Raw genomic sequence first — 17,492 nt, 5'->3', positions numbered from 1 at the left:
TGAGCGGGCCGTACCGCTGGTCGCTGGTCACTGGTCACTGGTCGCTGGTCGCTGGTCGCTGGTCGCTGGTCGCTGGTCGCTGGTCGCTGGTCGCTAGCCGCAGCGTAACGGCGACGATCGACACGTGACGTATTGCGTGACCAACGTCAGGAGCGTGGCTGCCCGCGCCGGCGTGACGGCAGCGTCATCGCGGCCACGCCCGCGACGACGCATCCGAGTCCCACCCACGCCGATGCCGACAGCGACTCCCCGAGCAGCGCCATGCTGATGCCGACGCCGATCGGCACGCGCAGATAGGCCTGCGCCGTCGTGCCGACCGACCCGAGCGATTGCACGAGCCGGAAGTAGATGACGAGCGCGAGCGCGGTCGAGAACACCGCGAGCGCCGCCAACGCGATCAGCGAAGGCGGCGACGGATGAAGCGTCCACGGACGATCGACGACGATGCTGGCCGGTACCAGCACGACCGCGCCGACGATGAGCGAGCCGGCGGCGGGCACCGCGGGCGACAGTCCGCTGAAGGCCCGCCCGTAGATCGCGGCGCCCGCGTAGCAGACGGTCGCTGCGACGATCGCCAGTTGCGACACGAGTTGCCGCCCGAGCCCGTCGAACGCGCTGACGCCGACCACCAGCGAGATGCCGACGAGCCCGGCGACGACGCCGAACAGCTTCCGCGGCGTCAGCGGTTCATGGCGGGTGATCAGCCAGGTGCCGACGAACGCGAGCACCGGTGACGCGGAATTGAGGATCGTCGCGAGGCCGGCTTCGACCGAACGCTCGGCCCACGCGATCAGCGTGAACGGCACGACACTGTTCAACAGCGCCTGGACGAAGAAGCGCCGCCAGACCGCGAGGTCGCTCGGCATCGGAATGCGCCGGATACGCATCCACAGCAGCAGCACCGAGCCCGCGATCAAGGTTCGCGCGGCGATCAGCGTCAGCGGCGGAATCGTCTCGACGCCGATCCGGATGAACGTGTAGGACGCACCCCATAACGTCGAGAGCGCGAGGAGCAGGAGCAGATCCGCGACGGCGGGCGGGCTGCGGGGCATGACGGGCTGCTGCATGTCGGGGAGGCGCGTTCGCAGTGCATGACGGGGGTGGAATCGGCCCGTTCGGCACGGGCCGCATCAGCAGATGATGCCGGTGGCCTGGCGCGAACGCTTCAGCGCGACGCGAAATGTGGATTGCCGGTTGATCGGCCGGGTCGGTCCCGATGCCGGCCGATCGTTCGTCTATCCTTGGACGACATGACGTTCAGGACCAACCGCGGCAACGGACACCGAGGGCTTCAATGGATGAAACGACAGGCGCGACCCGGCGCACCGCCAGCTACCGGATAGCGAACGAGCAGGACGTCGACGCGCTCGTCGAACTGGTCAACGCTGCGTACCGCCCGACGACGGCTGCCGCCGGATGGACACATGAAGCCGCATTGATCGACGGCCCGCGGATCACGTCGTCACAGCTCGCCGCGACGCTGCAGGCACCGGACACCGTCCTGCTCGTCGCCGAGATCGACGCCGCCATTGCCGGCTGCATCGAAGTCAGGAAAGACGGCGGCGCGGCCTATATCGGCACCTTGGCCGTCGCGCCGTCGATGCAGGACCGCGGGCTCGGAAAGGCGTTGCTGAACGAAGCCGAGCAATTCGCCGTTCGCCGCTGGAACCTCGAAACGGCCGTGATGGTCGTGCTGTCGGCACGCCACGAACTGATCGACTTCTACTTGCGCCGCGGCTATACGCGAACGGGCGAGCGGTCGGGCTACCCGTTCGACGCCGGCGTCGGCAGGCCACGAGACGAAACCCTGACCATCGAGACGTTGACCCGGAACATTGCGCGCGACTGATGCCGCGTGCCGCGGCATCAAGCCCGTTCGCAACGACACGCCCCGTATCCCGCCCGTCCCGGCGTGATAACGTTGCACATCATCGCGCGCGCAAGCCCGAACCCCGGGCACGCGCACCGCTTTCACGCCGATACCGAACATGTCGCTGACACCGCTTCCCGCCCTGCTCGACGAAACACTGCGCACCGTCGCGCGCCGCTATCGGCTGCCGCCGCTCGACAGCGCGCTGTCGCCGGCCGACGCCGCGAACCCGGCCGCCACGCTCGCGATCGTGATCGAGGAAGCGCGCCGAATGCGCAGCGACGGACAGACGCCCGACGCAATATTGCGGCAACGCTTCATCGACGCGCTCGCGCAGATGATCCGCGATGCAATGGATACGCACGCCGGCGATCCCGCCTTTCAGGCCGCGGTGCTGCGGCACGATGCGCCCAGCGTGCGCGAATACGCGTCGCTATCCGCGCACGCCGAGCAGGACCGCCGCGCGCTGCACTCGGCCGTCAATGCGATCGCGCACCCGGCCAAGCTCGAGCGCAGCGCCCGCCCCTGGCAACGCGACGGGCTCGCGCGGCTGCATGCGGCTGCCACCGCCGCGTCGTGGGCCGATCTGCACGACACGCTGCGGCACCTGCTCGCGCTCCCCGACATGGCGACCGACGCCGCATTCGAGCAGGACATCGTCAAGCTGAAGGACAGCCCCGCGCTCGAACGGATGCTGCGCGTCGACGCACTGGCATCGGACGCGCACGTGCGTCGCTACCGCGCACTCTGGGTGCGCCAGGGCCCGCTCGAAGGCAGCACCGTCGCCGTCGCGCAGGGCGTCGCGTCGCAGCAGCGCGGCGCAGCCGTCGAAGCGCTGGCCGCGCAGGCGCTCGACGCGCTGGCCCGCCGGCTCGACGCCGTCGACGCACGCCGCACGTACCGGGTGGTGACGTCGATGCGTGTACCGTCATCGATACCGGGCCGCCACGATCGCGCGAAAACCGAATGGGATTCCATCCTGCTCGAACGCACGCGCGGCGACGACCCGGCGCCCGTCTGGAACGTGCGCTTCCTCGTCGAAGCGAAGGCGTCCGCGGATGCCGCGACGACCGATCTGCCGCGGCTGCTGCGCGGCCTGAACCTGCTCGCGCAGGCCGACCCCGCCACGACCTATGCGTTCGAGACGCACCAGGGCACGGTGCGCGTACACGGCGCGTCGCTGCACGCGCTGACGACCGACGAAGCAGCGTTGCCACGGGAAGTGCTCTATTGCTGCGATGCATCCGCCGACACGACGCCGCGCCTGCTGGGCGCCGCAAGCCGGATGCAGTTGCTGTCGGCGCAAGCCAGCCTCGAATACGCGAGCGCGCTCGCGCAGCGGCCGGATGCCGATCCGGGCAGCCTGGGCGTCGTCTGGCACGCGCTGCTGACGCTGCCGCAATGGCAGGCCGTGCTGCATCAGTACCCGTCGTTGCGGCAGGTGCGCGAGCTGATGGTGGCGATCGACGACTTGCGGGCCGCGATCGACGACGTCGATGAAGACGGTATAGCGAGCAGCGTGTACGCGTGACGCACGAAACGAACCGCCGTGCGGCGGCCGGAACGCGCCGCCCGCTCAGTTGGTGAGCACGCCGAACGGCAACGTCCATCCGGTGAGGCGGCCGCCATCCGCCCATCGATCCTCGGCCGCATCGCACGGCAGCAGAACCGGCGCGGTCGCGCACTCGAGCGTTTCCTTCGGCGTATGGCCGAACTCCGCCTTGAACAGCCGGTGGAAATACTTCTCGTCGGGAAAGCCGTGCGCCCACGCGATTTCCGCGATGCGCTGATGCCGGCGCTGCGGGTCGCCCAGCACGTGGTACGCATGGCGCAGCCGCCGGCGCGTGATCTGCCGCATCACGCCGCCGTCTTCCTTGAACAGCTGGTAAAGCCGCGCTCTCGACACGCCGATGTCGCGGCAGATCCGATCGGGATCGAGGTCGGGCTCCAGCAGATGCACGTCGATGTAGCGCCGGACCCGCTCGGCCAGCGCCTCGTCGATCGGGCCGCGAGCGTCTTGCAGCGCCTGCGCGGTCGGGGAAACGGCCGCTCCCAGCAGCAGCAACATCGATTGCACGATGCTCGGGATCTCGTGCGTGCGCAGATTCGGCAGGTTGCGGAACAGTGACAGCATGTGGTCGCCGAGCAGCCGCCCCACGCCGCTCGTGAGCGTCTGGCCGTGCGCCTGGGCGGCATGGCTCGGCAACAGATACCTCGGCACGACCAGGCTGATCACGTCGCCGGCCTCGACCCTGCAGTCGTTGACCTGCGCGACGTCGTAGACGAATACGTCGCCGGCCCCCTTGACCAGTTCGGGCCCGCCGGTGTGGCTGGCCAGCCGCCCGCCGAGCAGCAGCGTGAAGCGGATCGAATCCTGGCCGTCGAGGCGAATCCGCCGCGTGGTCCGATTGACCCGATAGGCCGGTGCGCGCGACCGCCAGTGCCGGCCCGACAGGATCAGCGGGCCGAGCGCCGCGCCGCTCGCTTCCGCGTCGAACGCGCCGTGGCCGCCGTCGTCATCCAGACGGTAGTCGCACAGCATGTCCTTGACCCATACGTGGAACCGGTCCTGCTCGGGGTAGTCGATCGTGCGAAACTTGAAAACAGGGACGAATGCCGCTTGATCCATGGCAGTTGTTTTATCGAGCCGACACGAGAGGATAGATCGGTTCGTCGATTATCGGACCAAATTGCGCCGGCGCAAGGCCGGCGCGGCATGTCGTCCACCCAAGCGGCCGACCGGCGCCCTGCGGCGGGCGTGGTCGTCACCGCGGCCATCAGCGTTGCGGATGGCATTCCCAGTTGTTGTACGTCGGCCGATCGATCGGCGTGAGCCCCGGAATCATGAACACCGTACAGCCGAAACGCCGCCCCTTGCCGGTCGTCGCGTCATAACTCACCTTCTGGCCGCCCAGCCCGTCCTTCTTTCCGTACTGCACGTTGGCGACCGTGATCTCGTCCGACGACGCGAGCCCGAGCGTCTTCGCGGTCGACGTCTGCACGTCGATCATGTTCATCTGCGTCGAACCGCACGCCGACAACACGAGGCCGGCGACCGCCGCACCCAGCACAGTCCTCAAGGTCACGGTGCGCTGCAAGATTTTCTTCATGGCTGCTCCTTCGAATACCCGACGCGACACGATTACGAGCCCGGCGTATAAAAACTGGACTGGATCTGGCTGCCGATATTCGCGGCGAACCCCTGCCAGACAAGCGCCATCGCCCCCGCCGCATTGACGGCCAGCGCCGGCCACGTCCCATCCTGCGGATCCAGCGTGGCGGTGCTCCACGCGCCGTTCCGGTAGCCGCCCACGAGGAGGACCGACGCGTTCGGCGTGCCCGTGTCCTCCCAGGCGACCGTCACATTGCCGGCCAGGTCGATCACCAGCGGCGGGTACTGGAGCGCCGCCCCGTTCAGGTGTTCCGTCAGCTTCTGCAGCGCCCCCCAGTTTCCGTTGGCATCCGACACGCTCGCCTGCAGGACCGCGCCGCTTTCCCCCCACATCGCGGCGGCCACGCCGTTTTCGTTGACGGTCAGCATCGGCGTCGCGATGAACCCCGTGGGCACCACGATCGCCGGGGCGACGGGCTGCGCGGGCTGCCATCCGGTTCCGGATACATAGCGCTGCGACATCGTGGCGGTGTAGAGCTTCCCGCCCGTCACGTCGAGTTGCCCCCAGACCAGCGTGATGTTGCCCTTCGCGTCCATGCCGGCGACCGGCGAGATGATCGTCGTGAACAGGCTCGCGTTCGATACGACCTGGTTGACGTTGGTCCAGCCGTTGGTCGCGTCGTACGTGGCCGTCCACAGCGCCGACTTCGTATGGTTGGTCTGCCGCCACGCCAGCACCGCGCGGCCTGAAGACAGGACCGACAGCATCGGCCTCACGTTGTCGGTATCGCCGGTCACGGCGCCCGGCCCGCTTTGCACCGGCATCTGGACCAGTGCCGTCGGCGACCACTGCCCGGCCTGCGTATAACGCGTCCACGCGATGCGCGTATCGAGCAGGCTGATCGACTGCGTCCACGTGACCAGCGCGTTGCCCTGGCTGTCCATGCCGGCCGAATAGGACGAACCGGCCATGTCGGCCGCCAGCGTGACGGGCGTGCCCCATCCGCTACCCGGGCTGTACGGCCTCGCCCACAGGGCGTACGTGTTGGGACCCGGCGTCCATTCGGTCCAGAACGCGACCGCCTGCCCGCTCGCGTTGCCGACCAGTTTCGGCTGCACCCCGATCAGCGTGTTCATCGCATGCGAACCGTCGCTCGTGTCGAGCCGCGTCGCGCTTCCCCAGCCCGAGCCCGCCGCATAACGCGCGCCCCACATCTCGTTGCCGGACATGCCGGCCGGGCCATTGGTCATCCAGGTGGCGAGCGCGTTGCCGCTCGCGTCGAGGGTCACGCTGGGCTGGCCTTCCGGGCCCTTGCCGTCCACGGCGGCAGCCTTCGACCACCCGGCTTGCGGCTGCGTCGGCCCGCTGCCGCCCGTCGGCCCGCCGTTCGAACCGCCACCGGGCGAGGTCGGACCGGAAGGTGAACCGGGATTGTTCGGCGACGACAACGACGCGCCGTCGTTCTTGGCAACGTCGTCGCCGCCGCAGGCGGACAGCGCGAGCGCGACTGCCATGACCATCCATGTAATGGGTTTCATCGGAATCCTCTTGTTTTCGTGTTCCGGCGCACTCTCGTCTGCCGTTCGCCGCACGATGCATCGCATCGATCGGCCCATTGATAAGCAATACTATTGAACAGGCTTGGAAACCGGCAGCCGTTCCCCTTCATCCATGATCGACTCCGTCGTGCGGATCGATGCGGACGCCGCTTTCGGCAGACCACCCCCGTCGGGCAGCGTGGACGACGACCGGTCGTCTATCGTCGGAGGTCCGTCACTGCCGGCTGCATCTTAATTCAGGCGGTCCGGATTCAAGGTGGCGTTGCGTCTACACTGAGTGGACTTCCATTTCACCGGCCCGCATTGGATGCGACTGCCGGCCGGCCTGCGCGCGCTCGCGGCCGAAGCGGCCGGTGCGGTACGATACGCGCCGGGGCGAAGCGCCTCACCTGAGAGACCCGGCCGCTGCGGCCCTACACCCGGCACAAGAAAAAATGCCCAATAGCCCATTGCTGCACCGAAACCTGTTCGCCGCGCTGGCGGCCAGCCTGCTCTGGATTCCGGCTGCCCATGCCAGCGGGGACGACGGCTGCTATGCGCCGACCACGCTCCGGCAGACCAACTACTCCTGCGCCAACGTGCCGATGCTGAGCCCCGCCAACGACACGCGCATCAACGCGATGCTGATGATGGTCGACAGCGCCAAGGTCGCGCAGGCATTTCCGGACCCGAAGACGATCCCGGCGAAAGACCGGATCAACCAGATCATCGTGCCGTTTCCGATGGACTTTTCCGGGTGGATCTCGATCGGGCAGAAGGAGCCCGACAAGACCGACGGCGCAGCGGATACCGGAACACCGTCGAACCAGTATGCCGACGGCGAAGGCAGCATCTGCCGCAGCATGACCTCGGGCGCCGATGCGTTCAGCGACGCACTGGGCGGTGCCGGCGGCCTCCCCGCCGATGAAGCCACGCGCCTGCGCGCGGCACGCGCCGACATCGCGCAGAAGACCTGCGCCGCGGGCGGCGCGAGCGCGGCCTGGACGAAACCGCCGGTCAAGTCGCCGCTCGGCCAGCAGTTCGCCGCGTACCTCGACGGCACGAACGCGTTCTATCGCGCCGACTTCCTCACCGCGACCAAGGCCTTTGCGAACGCATCGCACAGCGCGAACCCGTGGCTGAAGGAAACCGGGCTCTATATGGCCGGGCGCGCGCAGCTGAACGCCGCGCAGGCCAACGTGTTCGACAACGACAGCCCCACGCCGACGCGCGGCCGCGTGACGAAGGTGTCGCTCGACGCCGCGAATACGGTGTTTCGCACTTACCTGAAGGTGTATCCGCAGGGGCGCTATGCGACCTCCGCGACGGGGCTGTTGCGGCGTGTCGCGTGGCTCGGCGGCAACGTCACGCAGCAGGCCGACCTGTACGGCCACGCGCTCGCGCGCTGGTCGCCGGCAACGTCGAATGTGCCGCTGATCCAGCTGGCGAACGAACTCGACAGCAAGCTGCTGTTCGGGTCGGACTACGACGCGAGCCAGATCCAGTCGCCGACCGTGCTCGCGACCGTCGACCTGCTGCGCATGCGCACGTCGGAAAACAGCGACTCGAGCCGCGCCAAGCCGCTGACGCTGGACGAACTGCAGGCGCAGAAGCCGCGCTTCGCGAATGCGCCCGCGCTCTACGACTACCTGCTCGCGACCTGGTATGTCCAGATCGGGCACAAGCCGGACGCCGCGCTCGCGTTGCTGCCGCAGACGCCCGCGGAACCGCTCGACTACTTCGGCCTGAGCCAGCAGGCGCTGCGCGGATTCGCGCTGGAGGATAGCGGCCAGTCCGACAAGGCGCGCCAGCTGTGGCGCGACCTGATCCCGCTCGCGAAATTCCGCTTCCAGCGCGAAGCGCTGGAACTCGCGCTCGCGATCAACCTGGAACAGGCCGGGCTCGTCAACGACGCGTTCGCCGACGATTCGCCGGTACAGAACGCCGCGATCCGCGCCGTGCTGCTGCAACGCTCGGCCAATGCGGACCTGCTGCGTGCGCAGGCGCAAAACCAGGCGACCGGCGGCGCGATGCGCGACACCGCGCTGTACACGCTGCTGTACAAGGAACTCACGCGCTCGCATTACGCCGAGTACATCGCGGATGCCGTGCTGGTGTCCGGCAAGCCTGCCGATCCGTTGAAGCCGTTCATCGCAGCCGGCGCCAAAAACGAAGACGGTTATGCGTGCCCGTCGGCGAACGACATCGCCGCGGCACTCCAGCAGAATCCCGCCGATGCGAAAGGGCTGAACTGTCTCGCCGATTTCGTGCGCCTGCACCCGCCCGCGCCCGGCCTCGAAAACGATCCGGTGCCGATGTGGATACGCAACGCATCGACGACGGCCGCCACCCGCATCCCGCCGACGCTCGGCGCCGGGCCGTCGCAGTTCGCCGGCAAGCCGTACGAGCGGATGTCGAGCTACGTGACGGTGATGGCCGATGCGCAGGCGAACCCGAACGACCGCGCCTACGCGTACTACCGTGCGATCAAGTGCTATGCGCCGGGCGGCTCCAACGAATGCGGCGGCAAGGACGTGCCGAAGAACGTGCGCAAGCGCTGGTTCGATACGCTGAAGGCCAGCTACGCGGGGAGCCCGTGGGCGCAGAAGCTCCGCTACTACTGGTAAGCGCTGCGTGAAGCGTATCGCGTGCGTAGCGTGCATCGCGCTGCTGCTGGCCGGACGCGTCGCACTGGCCGGCACCGTCGACGCCGCGCGGTACGACGCGTTCTGGCTGTGGGCGGGCGTCAAGCCGCAGGCGGTCGTGCATGGCGCACGCACCGTCTACGTGCTGCAAGGGCAGATCGAGGCGTCGCCGCGGGACGAGTCGCAGGTCCGCGTGATCGCGCAGGGCGTCGCGCTGCCGCCCGCGCCGCAGGCGCGCGTGTGGCTCGTCTATCGTGCGCATACGCTGCGCTGGACGCCGCGCGTCACGCAGATCATGCTCGCGCAGCTCACGCGCTGGCGCGCGTCGGGCCGCACGATCACCGGTATCCAGATCGACTTCGATGCGCGCACGCGCCACCTGCAGGATTACCTCGAATTCCTGCGGTCGTTGCGCGAGACGCTGCCCGCCGATTGCCGGCTGAGCATCACCGGGCTGCTCGACTGGAGCAGCCGCATCGATACCGACCAGGTCAACCAGCTCAGGGGGATCGTCGACGAAGTGGTCGTGCAGACCTACCAGGGACGCAGCACGATCCCCGACTACGCGGACTACCTGCCGCGCGTCGCGCGGCTGCAGTTGCCGTTTCGCATCGGCATCATCCAGGGCGGCGAATGGGACGCGCCGCCGTACCTCGCGACGAACCCGTGGTTCCGCGGCTACGTCGTGTTCCTGCGCAACGACTAGCAGCCCAAGGCGCGGCGGCGGCCCGCCTTTCCGCGCACCGGATTTACGCCGGTCGCGGCGAAGTCGCGTCCACGTACACCCATGCGGCGACGCCCGACTCGAGCACCACGCGATCGCGGCGATACGAGTCGACTTCGTAGTCGTCCGCGTGCTGCAGTTCTTCCGGCGTGATCGCAAACACGGTGCCCGTGACACGATCACCAGACTGGCCGGTATAGGCCACCACCGGATGATGCGTCTTCCCGCTCGTCGCGACCACTTCCGGGTCGTCGATCTTCAGCATCGTCATCGCGTAACCGGGCATCGCATCCTCACGACCGTCGAGCTTGCGGCCGAAGGTCGCGAGCTGCACCGGTTCGAGTTGCAGCGTGCCATAGGAGAAGAGGTGTTCGGAGAAAGTCGGGGGGGGGCTGGACATGATTGAACTCGATAAAGGCGTTGGGGCAAACGAAGCGTAACGCAGATCGCCGACGGGCTTACGCGGCACCCGCGATTGCCCCGCCGAGCCCGGCGAGCGCAATCACGAGCAGCGCGCCCGCCGACGACGCCGTGATCCACCGCTGCTTGCGATGAATCAGCGGATGGTTGATCGCGGCCATGTAGCTGGTCAGGATCGTGAAATCGACCGCGATCCACAGCACGGCCAGGATGGCCAGGCTCACGCGCGAATCCGGTGTGATGCCGACGAACTGCGGAAAGAACGCGACGAAGAACAGCAGGTCCTTCGGATTCGCGATGCCGACGAGAAAGCCGCGCACGACACCCGGCAAGCGCCGCGCCTGCGATGCCGGTTCGCCTTGCGCAGCGTCATTGCCGTTGCGCGAACGGCCGGCGCGCCATTCGCCGAGCAGCGTCCGGATGGCCAGCACCGCGATGAAGATGCATCCCGCCACGTGCAGCCCCGTGAGCAGCCGCTCGCTGACGAGCACGACGCCGAACACCATCAGCATCGCCCCCGCGATCATCACGAGACTCGCGGCATTCGCGCCCACCGCGGTCAGCATCCCCTGGCGAAAGCCGCGCCGCGCGACGGTGCCGACCACGAGCATGACGACCGGGCCGGGCGTCGCGATGAGCAGCACGATCGCGGCGAGATAGGCGAACAGCAGCGGGTAATGAAGTGCCATGACAAAAAGTTGTTGGATGAATTGACGCGCGTGCCCGCCACGGTGGCATCATCGGGATTCAGCGCACCGGATTGCACGGCTTTCTGAAGTATTGCGTGCCCGGCCCGCTGCTGAAAAACGGAAAATCCTGCTGGATGACATGAGTTTTATTCATATTCAAAACCCGTGAAGGCCAAACCGCTCCCCCCTGTCTACGCGTTGCGCGCGTTCGAAAGCGCCGCGCGCACCGGCTCGTTTACGCTGGCCGCCGAGGAACTGAGCCTCACGCAAAGCGCGGTGAGCAAGCACGTCCGGACGCTCGAGGCCTACTTCGGCCGGAAGCTGTTCGTCCGGCGCGGCCCGAAAATGACCGTGACGGCGGAGGCGCACATCTTCGCGTCGGGCCTGCGGCGCGGCTTCCGGCAGATCGAGGAGGCCTGCGTGTTGTTCCAGTCGCAACGCGACGTGCTGCGGCTCAAGGCGCCTTCCACGCTCACGATGCGCTGGCTGCTCGACGCACTGGCCGCGTTTCGCGACACGCGGCCCGCGTTCGAGGTGCAGATCGCGAGCGTGTGGATGGATGTCGATACCGTCGATTTTTTCAGCGAATCCTACGATTGCGCGATCCTGCTCGGCGCAGGCAAGTTCGGCGAGGCCACGCAGTGCGTGAAGCTGTTCGACGAATGGCTGATTCCGGTGTGCTCGCGGGCGACCGCGACGGTCGCCCGCACGAATCCGGCGGCGTGCGAGCTGATCCACCCGTCGCCCGATCGGCGCGACTGGCGCCGCTGGCTCAAGGGCAGCGGCCATGATCTCGAGGTGGACATCACGCGCGGGCAGGTGTTCGACATGCTCGAACAGGGGATCGCGGCGGCGATTGCCGGCCACGGCCTCTCGATTGGCGATCTCGCGCTGTGTGCGACGGCCATCGACGAAAAGCAGCTGGTGCTGCCGTTCAAGACGGCCGTCAATACCGGCGACGCGTACTACCTGATCTGGCCGGACGACTCCGCCAAGGCCGCGCAGGTGCGCGAACTGCTCGCGTTCCTGGAAAGCCGGATGCCGCGCCTGACGTTTCCGGGCATCCGCTTCAACGGTCCGGGCTGAACCGCTGCGGCCGGCGATCCGGCCGCGTTGCCGACGGCGCGACGGGTACACCCCGCACCGCCGGCACGCAACGACAGCGCAGCCCGCCGAGGCGGGCCCGCGCCGACACCATTACGCCTGCACGAAAGCCAGCAGGTCGGCGTTGAGCACGTCCGCGTTGACCGTCAGCATCCCGTGCGAGTAGCCCGGGTAGGTCTTCAGCGTGCCGTTCTTCAGCAGCTTGATCGACTTCAGCGCGGCATCCGCGATCGGCACGATCTGGTCGTCTTCGCCGTGCAGCACGAGCGTCGGGACGGAGATCGACTTCAGGTCTTCGGTCTGGTCCGTTTCCGAAAACGCCTTGATGCCTTCGTAATGCGCTTTGGCGCTACCTTCCATCCCCTGCCGCCACCAGTTGCGGATCACGCCCTGATGGACGGTTGCACCTTCGCGGTTGAACCCGTAGAACGGGCCGCTCGGCACATCGAGGAAGAACTGCGCGCGATTGTCGGCGAGCGCTTTCCGGAAACCGTCGAACACCTCGAGCGGCAGGCCTTCGGGGTTCGATGCGGTTTTCAGCATCAGCGGCGGCACCGCGCTGACCAGCACCGCCTTCGCGACGCGGCCGGCCGGCTCGCCGTGCTTCGCGACATAGCGCGCCACTTCGCCGCCACCGGTCGAGTGACCGATGTGCACCGCATTGCGCAGGTCGAGCGCTTCGACGACCGCGAACGCGTCTGCCGCGTAGTGATCCATGTCATGGCCGTCCGACACCTGCGCCGACCGGCCGTGGCCACGACGATCGTGCGCCACCACGCGATAGCCCTTCTGGACGAAGAAGAGCATCTGCGCGTCCCAGTCGTCGCCGGACAACGGCCAGCCGTGGTGGAACATGATGGGCTGCGCGTCCTTCGGGCCCCAGTCCTTGTAGAAAATCTCGACGTGATCCTTCGTTGTGACGGTTGGCATCGCGATGGACTCCTGTAAGGTGGTTGAACTCGGCGCTGTGGCCGGCAGCCATTATCGAACAGGATTGTTAAACGATGATGCCAAGTTGCGAATGGTCGTCGACACTTTCGATAACGTGGACGAACCCGCTACGGGCGAACGATCGTGCCGCGCCGCACGTCAACCATCCGTCGACACCGTCACGGCCTCCCACGCGCGAATTTCCTCGTCCAGTGCCGCCAGCTTCCCGCGCACCAGCCGCAGCGCATCGCTGCCGAGCAACAGATGCGCAGGCGGATGGTCCGCCGCGATCACCGCGAGCATCGCCCGCGCAGCCTTCGCGGGATCGCCCAACTGCTTGCCGCTCTTCTCTTCGCGTGCCTGGCGGATCGGGTCGAAAATCGCGTCGTAATCCGCGATCGAGCGCGGCGTGCGCAGCATCGAGCGGCCGGCCCACTCGGTGCGGAACGAACCCGGCGCCACAGCCGTCACCGCGATGCCGAACGGCTCAAGCTCCTTGCCAAGCGATTCGGAAATGCCTTCCAGCGCAAACTTGCTGCCGCAGTAGTAAGTGATGCCCGGCATCGTGATGTGACCGCCCATCGACGTGATGTTGAGGATGTGGCCGCGCCGCCGTTCCCGCATGAACGGTACGACCGCCTTCATCATCGCGACCGCGCCGAATACGTTCACGTCGAACTGCCGGCGCATTTCCGCGAGCGGCGCTTCTTCCATGATCCCTTCGTGCCCGTAGCCTGCGTTGTTCACCAGTACGTCGACGGGCCCGACGTTCGCCTCGATGTCCGCCACGACGCCGTCGATGCGATCGAAGTCGGTCACGTCGAGTACCCGCGCGAACGCCTGCGCGGACAGCACGTCGAAATCCCGCGCCGCCTGCGCGCTTCGCACGGTGCCGACCACCGTGTGACCCGCCGCGAGCGCCTCCTGCGCGAGCGCGCGGCCAAAGCCGCTGCTGACGCCGGTGATGAGCATGAGCTTGCTGGATGCCATTTGAGCTTCTCCCGAATGTCGATTGGAGCGTGCATACTAGTCTGACGAACCACGTCGAATAAGCTCGATTCCGCTGATTTTCTTGCACAAAACTATGAGCACCGCTCCCACCTCCGCCCGATCCCCGTCGCTGCCGCCGCGCGACCGGAAGCGCCTGGTGACGCTGCTGCGCGCGCTGGCGCCCGACGAAGGCTACAACCTGACGGCGCTGCCGAGCGTGCGCATCCTGCGCTCGAACCGCGCGCTGTCGCGCACGCCGGTGCTGTACGACCCGGGCATCGTGATCGTGTGCCAGGGCTGCAAGCGCGGCTACTTCGGCGGCGAGCGCTATCTGTACGACGAGCACCACTACCTGGCGGTATCCGTGCCCGTGCCGTTCAGCATGGAAACCGACGCCACGCCCGAGCGCCCGCTGCTCGCGCTGTATCTGCACCTCGATTTCACGATGGCCGCCGAACTCGCGGCGCAGATCGACCGCGCCGGCATAGCGGAATCCGTGCAGGCGCCCAGGAGCATGATGTCGACGCCGATGGACGAGACGATGCACACGTCGGTGCTGCGTTTCGTCGAGGCGATGCACCGGCCGCTCGACGCCGCGGTGCTCGGCCCGGCGTTGCTGCGCGAGCTGTATTTCCGCGTGCTCACCGGCGCGCAGGGCAGCGCGATGCGCAGTGCGCTGGCGATGCGCGGGCAGTTCGGCCGGATCGGCCGGTCACTGCGCGTGATCCACGCCGATTACGCGCAGCCGCTCGACGTGCCGCAACTGGCCGACGAAGCCGGCATGAGCGTGCCGAGCTTTCACAGCCACTTCAAGGCGATCACGCAGGTGTCGCCGATGCAGTACCTGAAGTCGACGCGGCTGCACCAGGCGCGCTTGCTGATGGTGCGCGAGGACCTGACCGCGGAGGCGGCCGGCTACGCGGTCGGCTATGCGAGCCCGTCGCAGTTCAGCCGCGAATTCAAGCGCCTGTTCGGCCTGACGCCGGCGAAGGAGACGCAGCGCATGCGCGAAAGCTTCGCCATTCCGGCGGCATTCGAGGATGCGGCGTTCGTGTCGTCGCATTGAATCGGGCATCGCAACGCGCCGGCGCGTCGATTTCCATCAGCCGCACCTAGCCCCGCTGCCGGTAGATGCGCGCGATGCTTGCAAAGAACGACAGCGCGGCGATCGCGCAAGCCAACGCGAAAACGTAGACGGGAAACAGCCGCTCGCCCCCTCCTCCGCCCGCGCCGCCCACCAGTGCGATCACCACGGCAACCAGCGCGGCGCCGATCGACTGGCCGGTCGTTCTCGCGGTCGACAGCACGCCTGACGCGGTGGCCGTCCGGTTTTTCGCCGCGTTCGCAAACATCTCCTTGTTGTTCGGCGGCAGGAAGAAGCCGTACCCCACGCCGCACAGCGCAACGCGCCACAGGAAATCCCCGACCGTTGGTTGCGCGGGCAACAGGATCAGCGACCCGATCCCGAGACAAAACGTCAGCACGCCGACGCTCGACAGCTGCGTCGCATTGAAGCGATTCGCCAGTCGCCCGGCAAATGGCGCGCACAGCGCGACCGCGATCGGCCAGGGCGTAAAGACCAGCGCCGATTTCAACACGCTGTACGCATACGTGTGCTGCAGCACGAACGGCAACGCCACCAAGGCCATGCCCTGCGACACGAACATCGTCACGGACGTCAGCACCGCGAACGTGTACCGGCGCGACCTGAAAATATCCAGTGGCAACAGCGGATGGCGTGCCCGGGTCTGCCCGATGCAGAAGGCCAGCATCAACGCCGCCGCCGCGACGGCAAGCACGAGCACGGTACGGTTGCTCCACCGTCCGATCTGGTCGACCGCAAGCGCGAAGAGGCCGAATGCCGCGGCGGAAGTCACCGCGCCCGGCACGTCGAAGCCGCGCTCCCGATGCGTGTCCTTCCCCAGCGCGACGAACGAGAACGCGATCGCAGCGATCCCGAACGGGAGGTTGATGAAGAACAGCCAGGGCCACGATGCCCACGAGACGATCAGGCCGCCCAATGCGGGGCCGACGGCCGTCCCCACCGCGAATATCAGCGCATTGACGCCGAAGATCGTCCCCAGCGAAGCGGGCGGAAAGATCACCCGGTAGAGACCGTAGCCCACGCTGATCAGGATCGCGTAGCTGATCCCCTGCAGGATCCGCATCACCACCAGCGCGCCGAAGGTGGACGCCAGGCCGCAGCCGAGCGACGCGATCGTAAACAACACGAGCCCGATCGTGTAAAAGCGTCGCTCGCCGATTCTCGAGCCGAGCGACGCGCACGTCAGCATCGTCGCCGCGCTCGCCACCTGATACCCGTTCGCGACCCAGATGACCGACGCCGCGCTCACGTGCAGGTCGGCCGAGATCGTCGGCAGCGCGATATTGACGATCGCACTGTCCAGTGCGGACATGAATACGCCGACCAGAATCGCGACCGCTGCAAAATAGCGGCGCGGGATGTCGAACCCTTCGTCGCCGAACGTTTCTGCCATCTCCATGAGTCACCCTTGCCGGACGAAGGCCCGGTGCATGAACGCATCGCCGCGCACGGCATCGCGTACCAGCCCCGCGAGCGACTTCAGGATGAGCGCCGTCACGCCCCAGATGTCCTGCGTCTGCTCCGCCCAGTACCACGCGCCCGTGCGCTCGCCGTCCGTGTATTGGCGCGGCAGATCCGGATTCAGCAGCGCGGCGAACGGAAACTCGAAGATCTCCGCGACTTCCGCGGGCGCCGCTTCCCATTTCGCCGTTTCCGGCACGATGCCGATCACGGGAAAGATCGCGTGATTGCGCTTTCTGGTTTGATGAATCGGCAAGCTGCCAGCCACGCGAACCGCATCGGGCGCGAGGCGGATTTCCTCGAACGCCTCGCGCAACGCAGTCGCGCCGATATCGCGGTCGGACTCGGCCGGGCGTCCGCCCGGAAAACTCACATGCGACGAGTATTCGCTGAGATCCGGCGAACGCTTGGTCAGCAGGATCGTCGGCTCGCGCCGCGCGACGATCGCGACCAGCACCGCCGAGAATTTCCACTGCCCCTCGTTGTCCGCGAGGCTTTGCTTCGCCGTCGGCCAATCAGTGCCGGCAGGGATGCCGCGGCCTTCCACGCCACGGACGATCGCGTCCAGGAGCGCCTGCGGCGAGCCGGCTTCCGCATGCACGCCGGCCAACCCGCCGCCGGTATTCGGGATGCTTCTGTCTGGTTCCATGTCTTCCTCCTGCGTGCGGCAACCGGCACGCGCTGCGCGACACTGAACCCGACACGTGTTGCATGGGCACGGCGTCGTTGTGGCCAATCCGATGAGCCCGTGTTCGCATGCGATCGCAAATGACACGCGCGAGCGCGTGAATGTCTGTTCCAGCGTAAAAAATATCCGCCAGCGTTGCGGATAGTTGAATGCCGGAACGGGATCGCCGTCGATCAACGGAGCATTCCGATCATGCACGAAAAATGAATATCGGA

At 67.2% G+C, this 17,492-nt stretch carries 16 protein-coding genes; 6 read left to right on the top strand and 10 right to left on the bottom strand.

Annotated elements, in window-relative coordinates; all coding sequences use genetic code 11:
* Positions 1 to 146 precede the first annotated feature (146 nt).
* Positions 147 to 1,052, bottom strand: coding sequence for a DMT family transporter (locus BCEP18194_RS02010; protein WP_041492581.1), 906 nt, complete (start codon positions 1,050 to 1,052; stop codon positions 147 to 149).
* A 242-nt stretch (positions 1,053 to 1,294) separates the two neighbouring features.
* On the opposite strand from BCEP18194_RS02010, the gene BCEP18194_RS02005 reads away from it, so the two are divergent.
* Together BCEP18194_RS02005 and BCEP18194_RS02000 are read left to right on the top strand one after the other, a co-directional pair.
* Positions 1,295 to 1,849 (top strand): GNAT family N-acetyltransferase, encoded by a 555-nt coding sequence (locus tag BCEP18194_RS02005; RefSeq protein ID WP_011349620.1) that lies wholly within the window; start codon positions 1,295 to 1,297, stop codon positions 1,847 to 1,849.
* Between the two features lie 139 nt (positions 1,850 to 1,988).
* Entirely contained in the window at positions 1,989 to 3,401 is a 1,413-nt protein-coding gene (locus BCEP18194_RS02000; RefSeq protein ID WP_011349619.1) for a hypothetical protein, read from the top strand.
* Positions 3,402 to 3,446: 45 nt separating this feature from the next.
* On the opposite strand, the gene BCEP18194_RS01995 is transcribed toward BCEP18194_RS02000, so the two are convergent.
* The 3 genes from BCEP18194_RS01995 to BCEP18194_RS01985 form a co-directional block, all read right to left on the bottom strand.
* Entirely contained in the window at positions 3,447 to 4,499 is a 1,053-nt protein-coding gene (locus BCEP18194_RS01995) for a helix-turn-helix domain-containing protein (protein ID WP_011349618.1), read from the bottom strand.
* Between the two features lie 148 nt (positions 4,500 to 4,647).
* On the bottom strand, positions 4,648 to 4,980 hold the full coding sequence (locus BCEP18194_RS01990; protein WP_011349617.1) for a hypothetical protein: 333 nt from the start codon (positions 4,978 to 4,980) through the stop codon (positions 4,648 to 4,650).
* Between the two features lie 32 nt (positions 4,981 to 5,012).
* Entirely contained in the window at positions 5,013 to 6,521 is a 1,509-nt protein-coding gene (locus BCEP18194_RS01985) for a hypothetical protein (RefSeq protein WP_011349616.1), read from the bottom strand.
* A 455-nt stretch (positions 6,522 to 6,976) separates the two neighbouring features.
* Here BCEP18194_RS01985 and BCEP18194_RS01980 point away from each other — a divergent pair, with 455 nt between their 5' ends.
* Both BCEP18194_RS01980 and BCEP18194_RS01975 read left to right on the top strand, forming a co-directional pair.
* Positions 6,977 to 9,148: a hypothetical protein gene (locus tag BCEP18194_RS01980; protein ID WP_011349615.1), complete on the top strand. Its 2,172-nt coding sequence runs from the start codon at positions 6,977 to 6,979 to the stop codon at positions 9,146 to 9,148.
* Between the two features lie 7 nt (positions 9,149 to 9,155).
* Entirely contained in the window at positions 9,156 to 9,872 is a 717-nt protein-coding gene (locus BCEP18194_RS01975) for a DUF3142 domain-containing protein (protein WP_011349614.1), read from the top strand.
* A gap of 43 nt (positions 9,873 to 9,915) precedes the next feature.
* Here the strand turns inward: BCEP18194_RS01975 and BCEP18194_RS01970 are convergent, their stop codons facing one another.
* The gene (locus BCEP18194_RS01970; RefSeq protein ID WP_011349613.1) at positions 9,916 to 10,290 is read right to left on the bottom strand and encodes a gamma-glutamylcyclotransferase family protein; all 375 of its coding nucleotides are present in this window, start codon (positions 10,288 to 10,290) and stop codon (positions 9,916 to 9,918) included.
* Between the two features lie 58 nt (positions 10,291 to 10,348).
* Positions 10,349 to 10,999, bottom strand: a complete 651-nt coding sequence (locus BCEP18194_RS01965; protein ID WP_011349612.1) for a LysE family translocator — start codon at positions 10,997 to 10,999, stop codon at positions 10,349 to 10,351.
* Positions 11,000 to 11,164: 165 nt separating this feature from the next.
* Between BCEP18194_RS01965 and BCEP18194_RS01960 the strand changes: the two genes are divergently transcribed.
* On the top strand, positions 11,165 to 12,085 hold the full coding sequence (locus tag BCEP18194_RS01960) for a LysR substrate-binding domain-containing protein (protein ID WP_011349611.1): 921 nt from the start codon (positions 11,165 to 11,167) through the stop codon (positions 12,083 to 12,085).
* A gap of 111 nt (positions 12,086 to 12,196) precedes the next feature.
* On the opposite strand, the gene BCEP18194_RS01955 is transcribed toward BCEP18194_RS01960, so the two are convergent.
* Together BCEP18194_RS01955 and BCEP18194_RS01950 are read right to left on the bottom strand one after the other, a co-directional pair.
* The gene (locus BCEP18194_RS01955; RefSeq protein WP_011349610.1) at positions 12,197 to 13,033 is read right to left on the bottom strand and encodes an alpha/beta fold hydrolase; all 837 of its coding nucleotides are present in this window, start codon (positions 13,031 to 13,033) and stop codon (positions 12,197 to 12,199) included.
* Positions 13,034 to 13,192: 159 nt separating this feature from the next.
* Positions 13,193 to 14,023 (bottom strand): oxidoreductase, encoded by an 831-nt coding sequence (locus BCEP18194_RS01950; protein ID WP_011349609.1) that lies wholly within the window; start codon positions 14,021 to 14,023, stop codon positions 13,193 to 13,195.
* Positions 14,024 to 14,117: 94 nt separating this feature from the next.
* Between BCEP18194_RS01950 and BCEP18194_RS01945 the strand changes: the two genes are divergently transcribed.
* On the top strand, positions 14,118 to 15,089 hold the full coding sequence (locus BCEP18194_RS01945) for an AraC family transcriptional regulator (RefSeq protein ID WP_011349608.1): 972 nt from the start codon (positions 14,118 to 14,120) through the stop codon (positions 15,087 to 15,089).
* Positions 15,090 to 15,135: 46 nt separating this feature from the next.
* Here the strand turns inward: BCEP18194_RS01945 and BCEP18194_RS01940 are convergent, their stop codons facing one another.
* Both BCEP18194_RS01940 and BCEP18194_RS38620 read right to left on the bottom strand, forming a co-directional pair.
* Complete coding sequence (locus BCEP18194_RS01940; protein WP_011349607.1) at positions 15,136 to 16,527, bottom strand: MFS transporter; 1,392 nt, start codon at positions 16,525 to 16,527, stop codon at positions 15,136 to 15,138.
* Between the two features lie 3 nt (positions 16,528 to 16,530).
* The gene (locus BCEP18194_RS38620) at positions 16,531 to 17,238 is read right to left on the bottom strand and encodes an NUDIX hydrolase (protein ID WP_011349606.1); all 708 of its coding nucleotides are present in this window, start codon (positions 17,236 to 17,238) and stop codon (positions 16,531 to 16,533) included.
* Between the last annotated feature and the right edge of the window lie 254 nt (positions 17,239 to 17,492).

It is taken from the genome of Burkholderia lata (assembly GCF_000012945.1).
Classification (GTDB): domain Bacteria; phylum Pseudomonadota; class Gammaproteobacteria; order Burkholderiales; family Burkholderiaceae; genus Burkholderia; species Burkholderia lata.
Note: the sequence above shows the minus strand (reverse complement) of the source record. Positions and strands in the feature narration are given on the sequence as shown.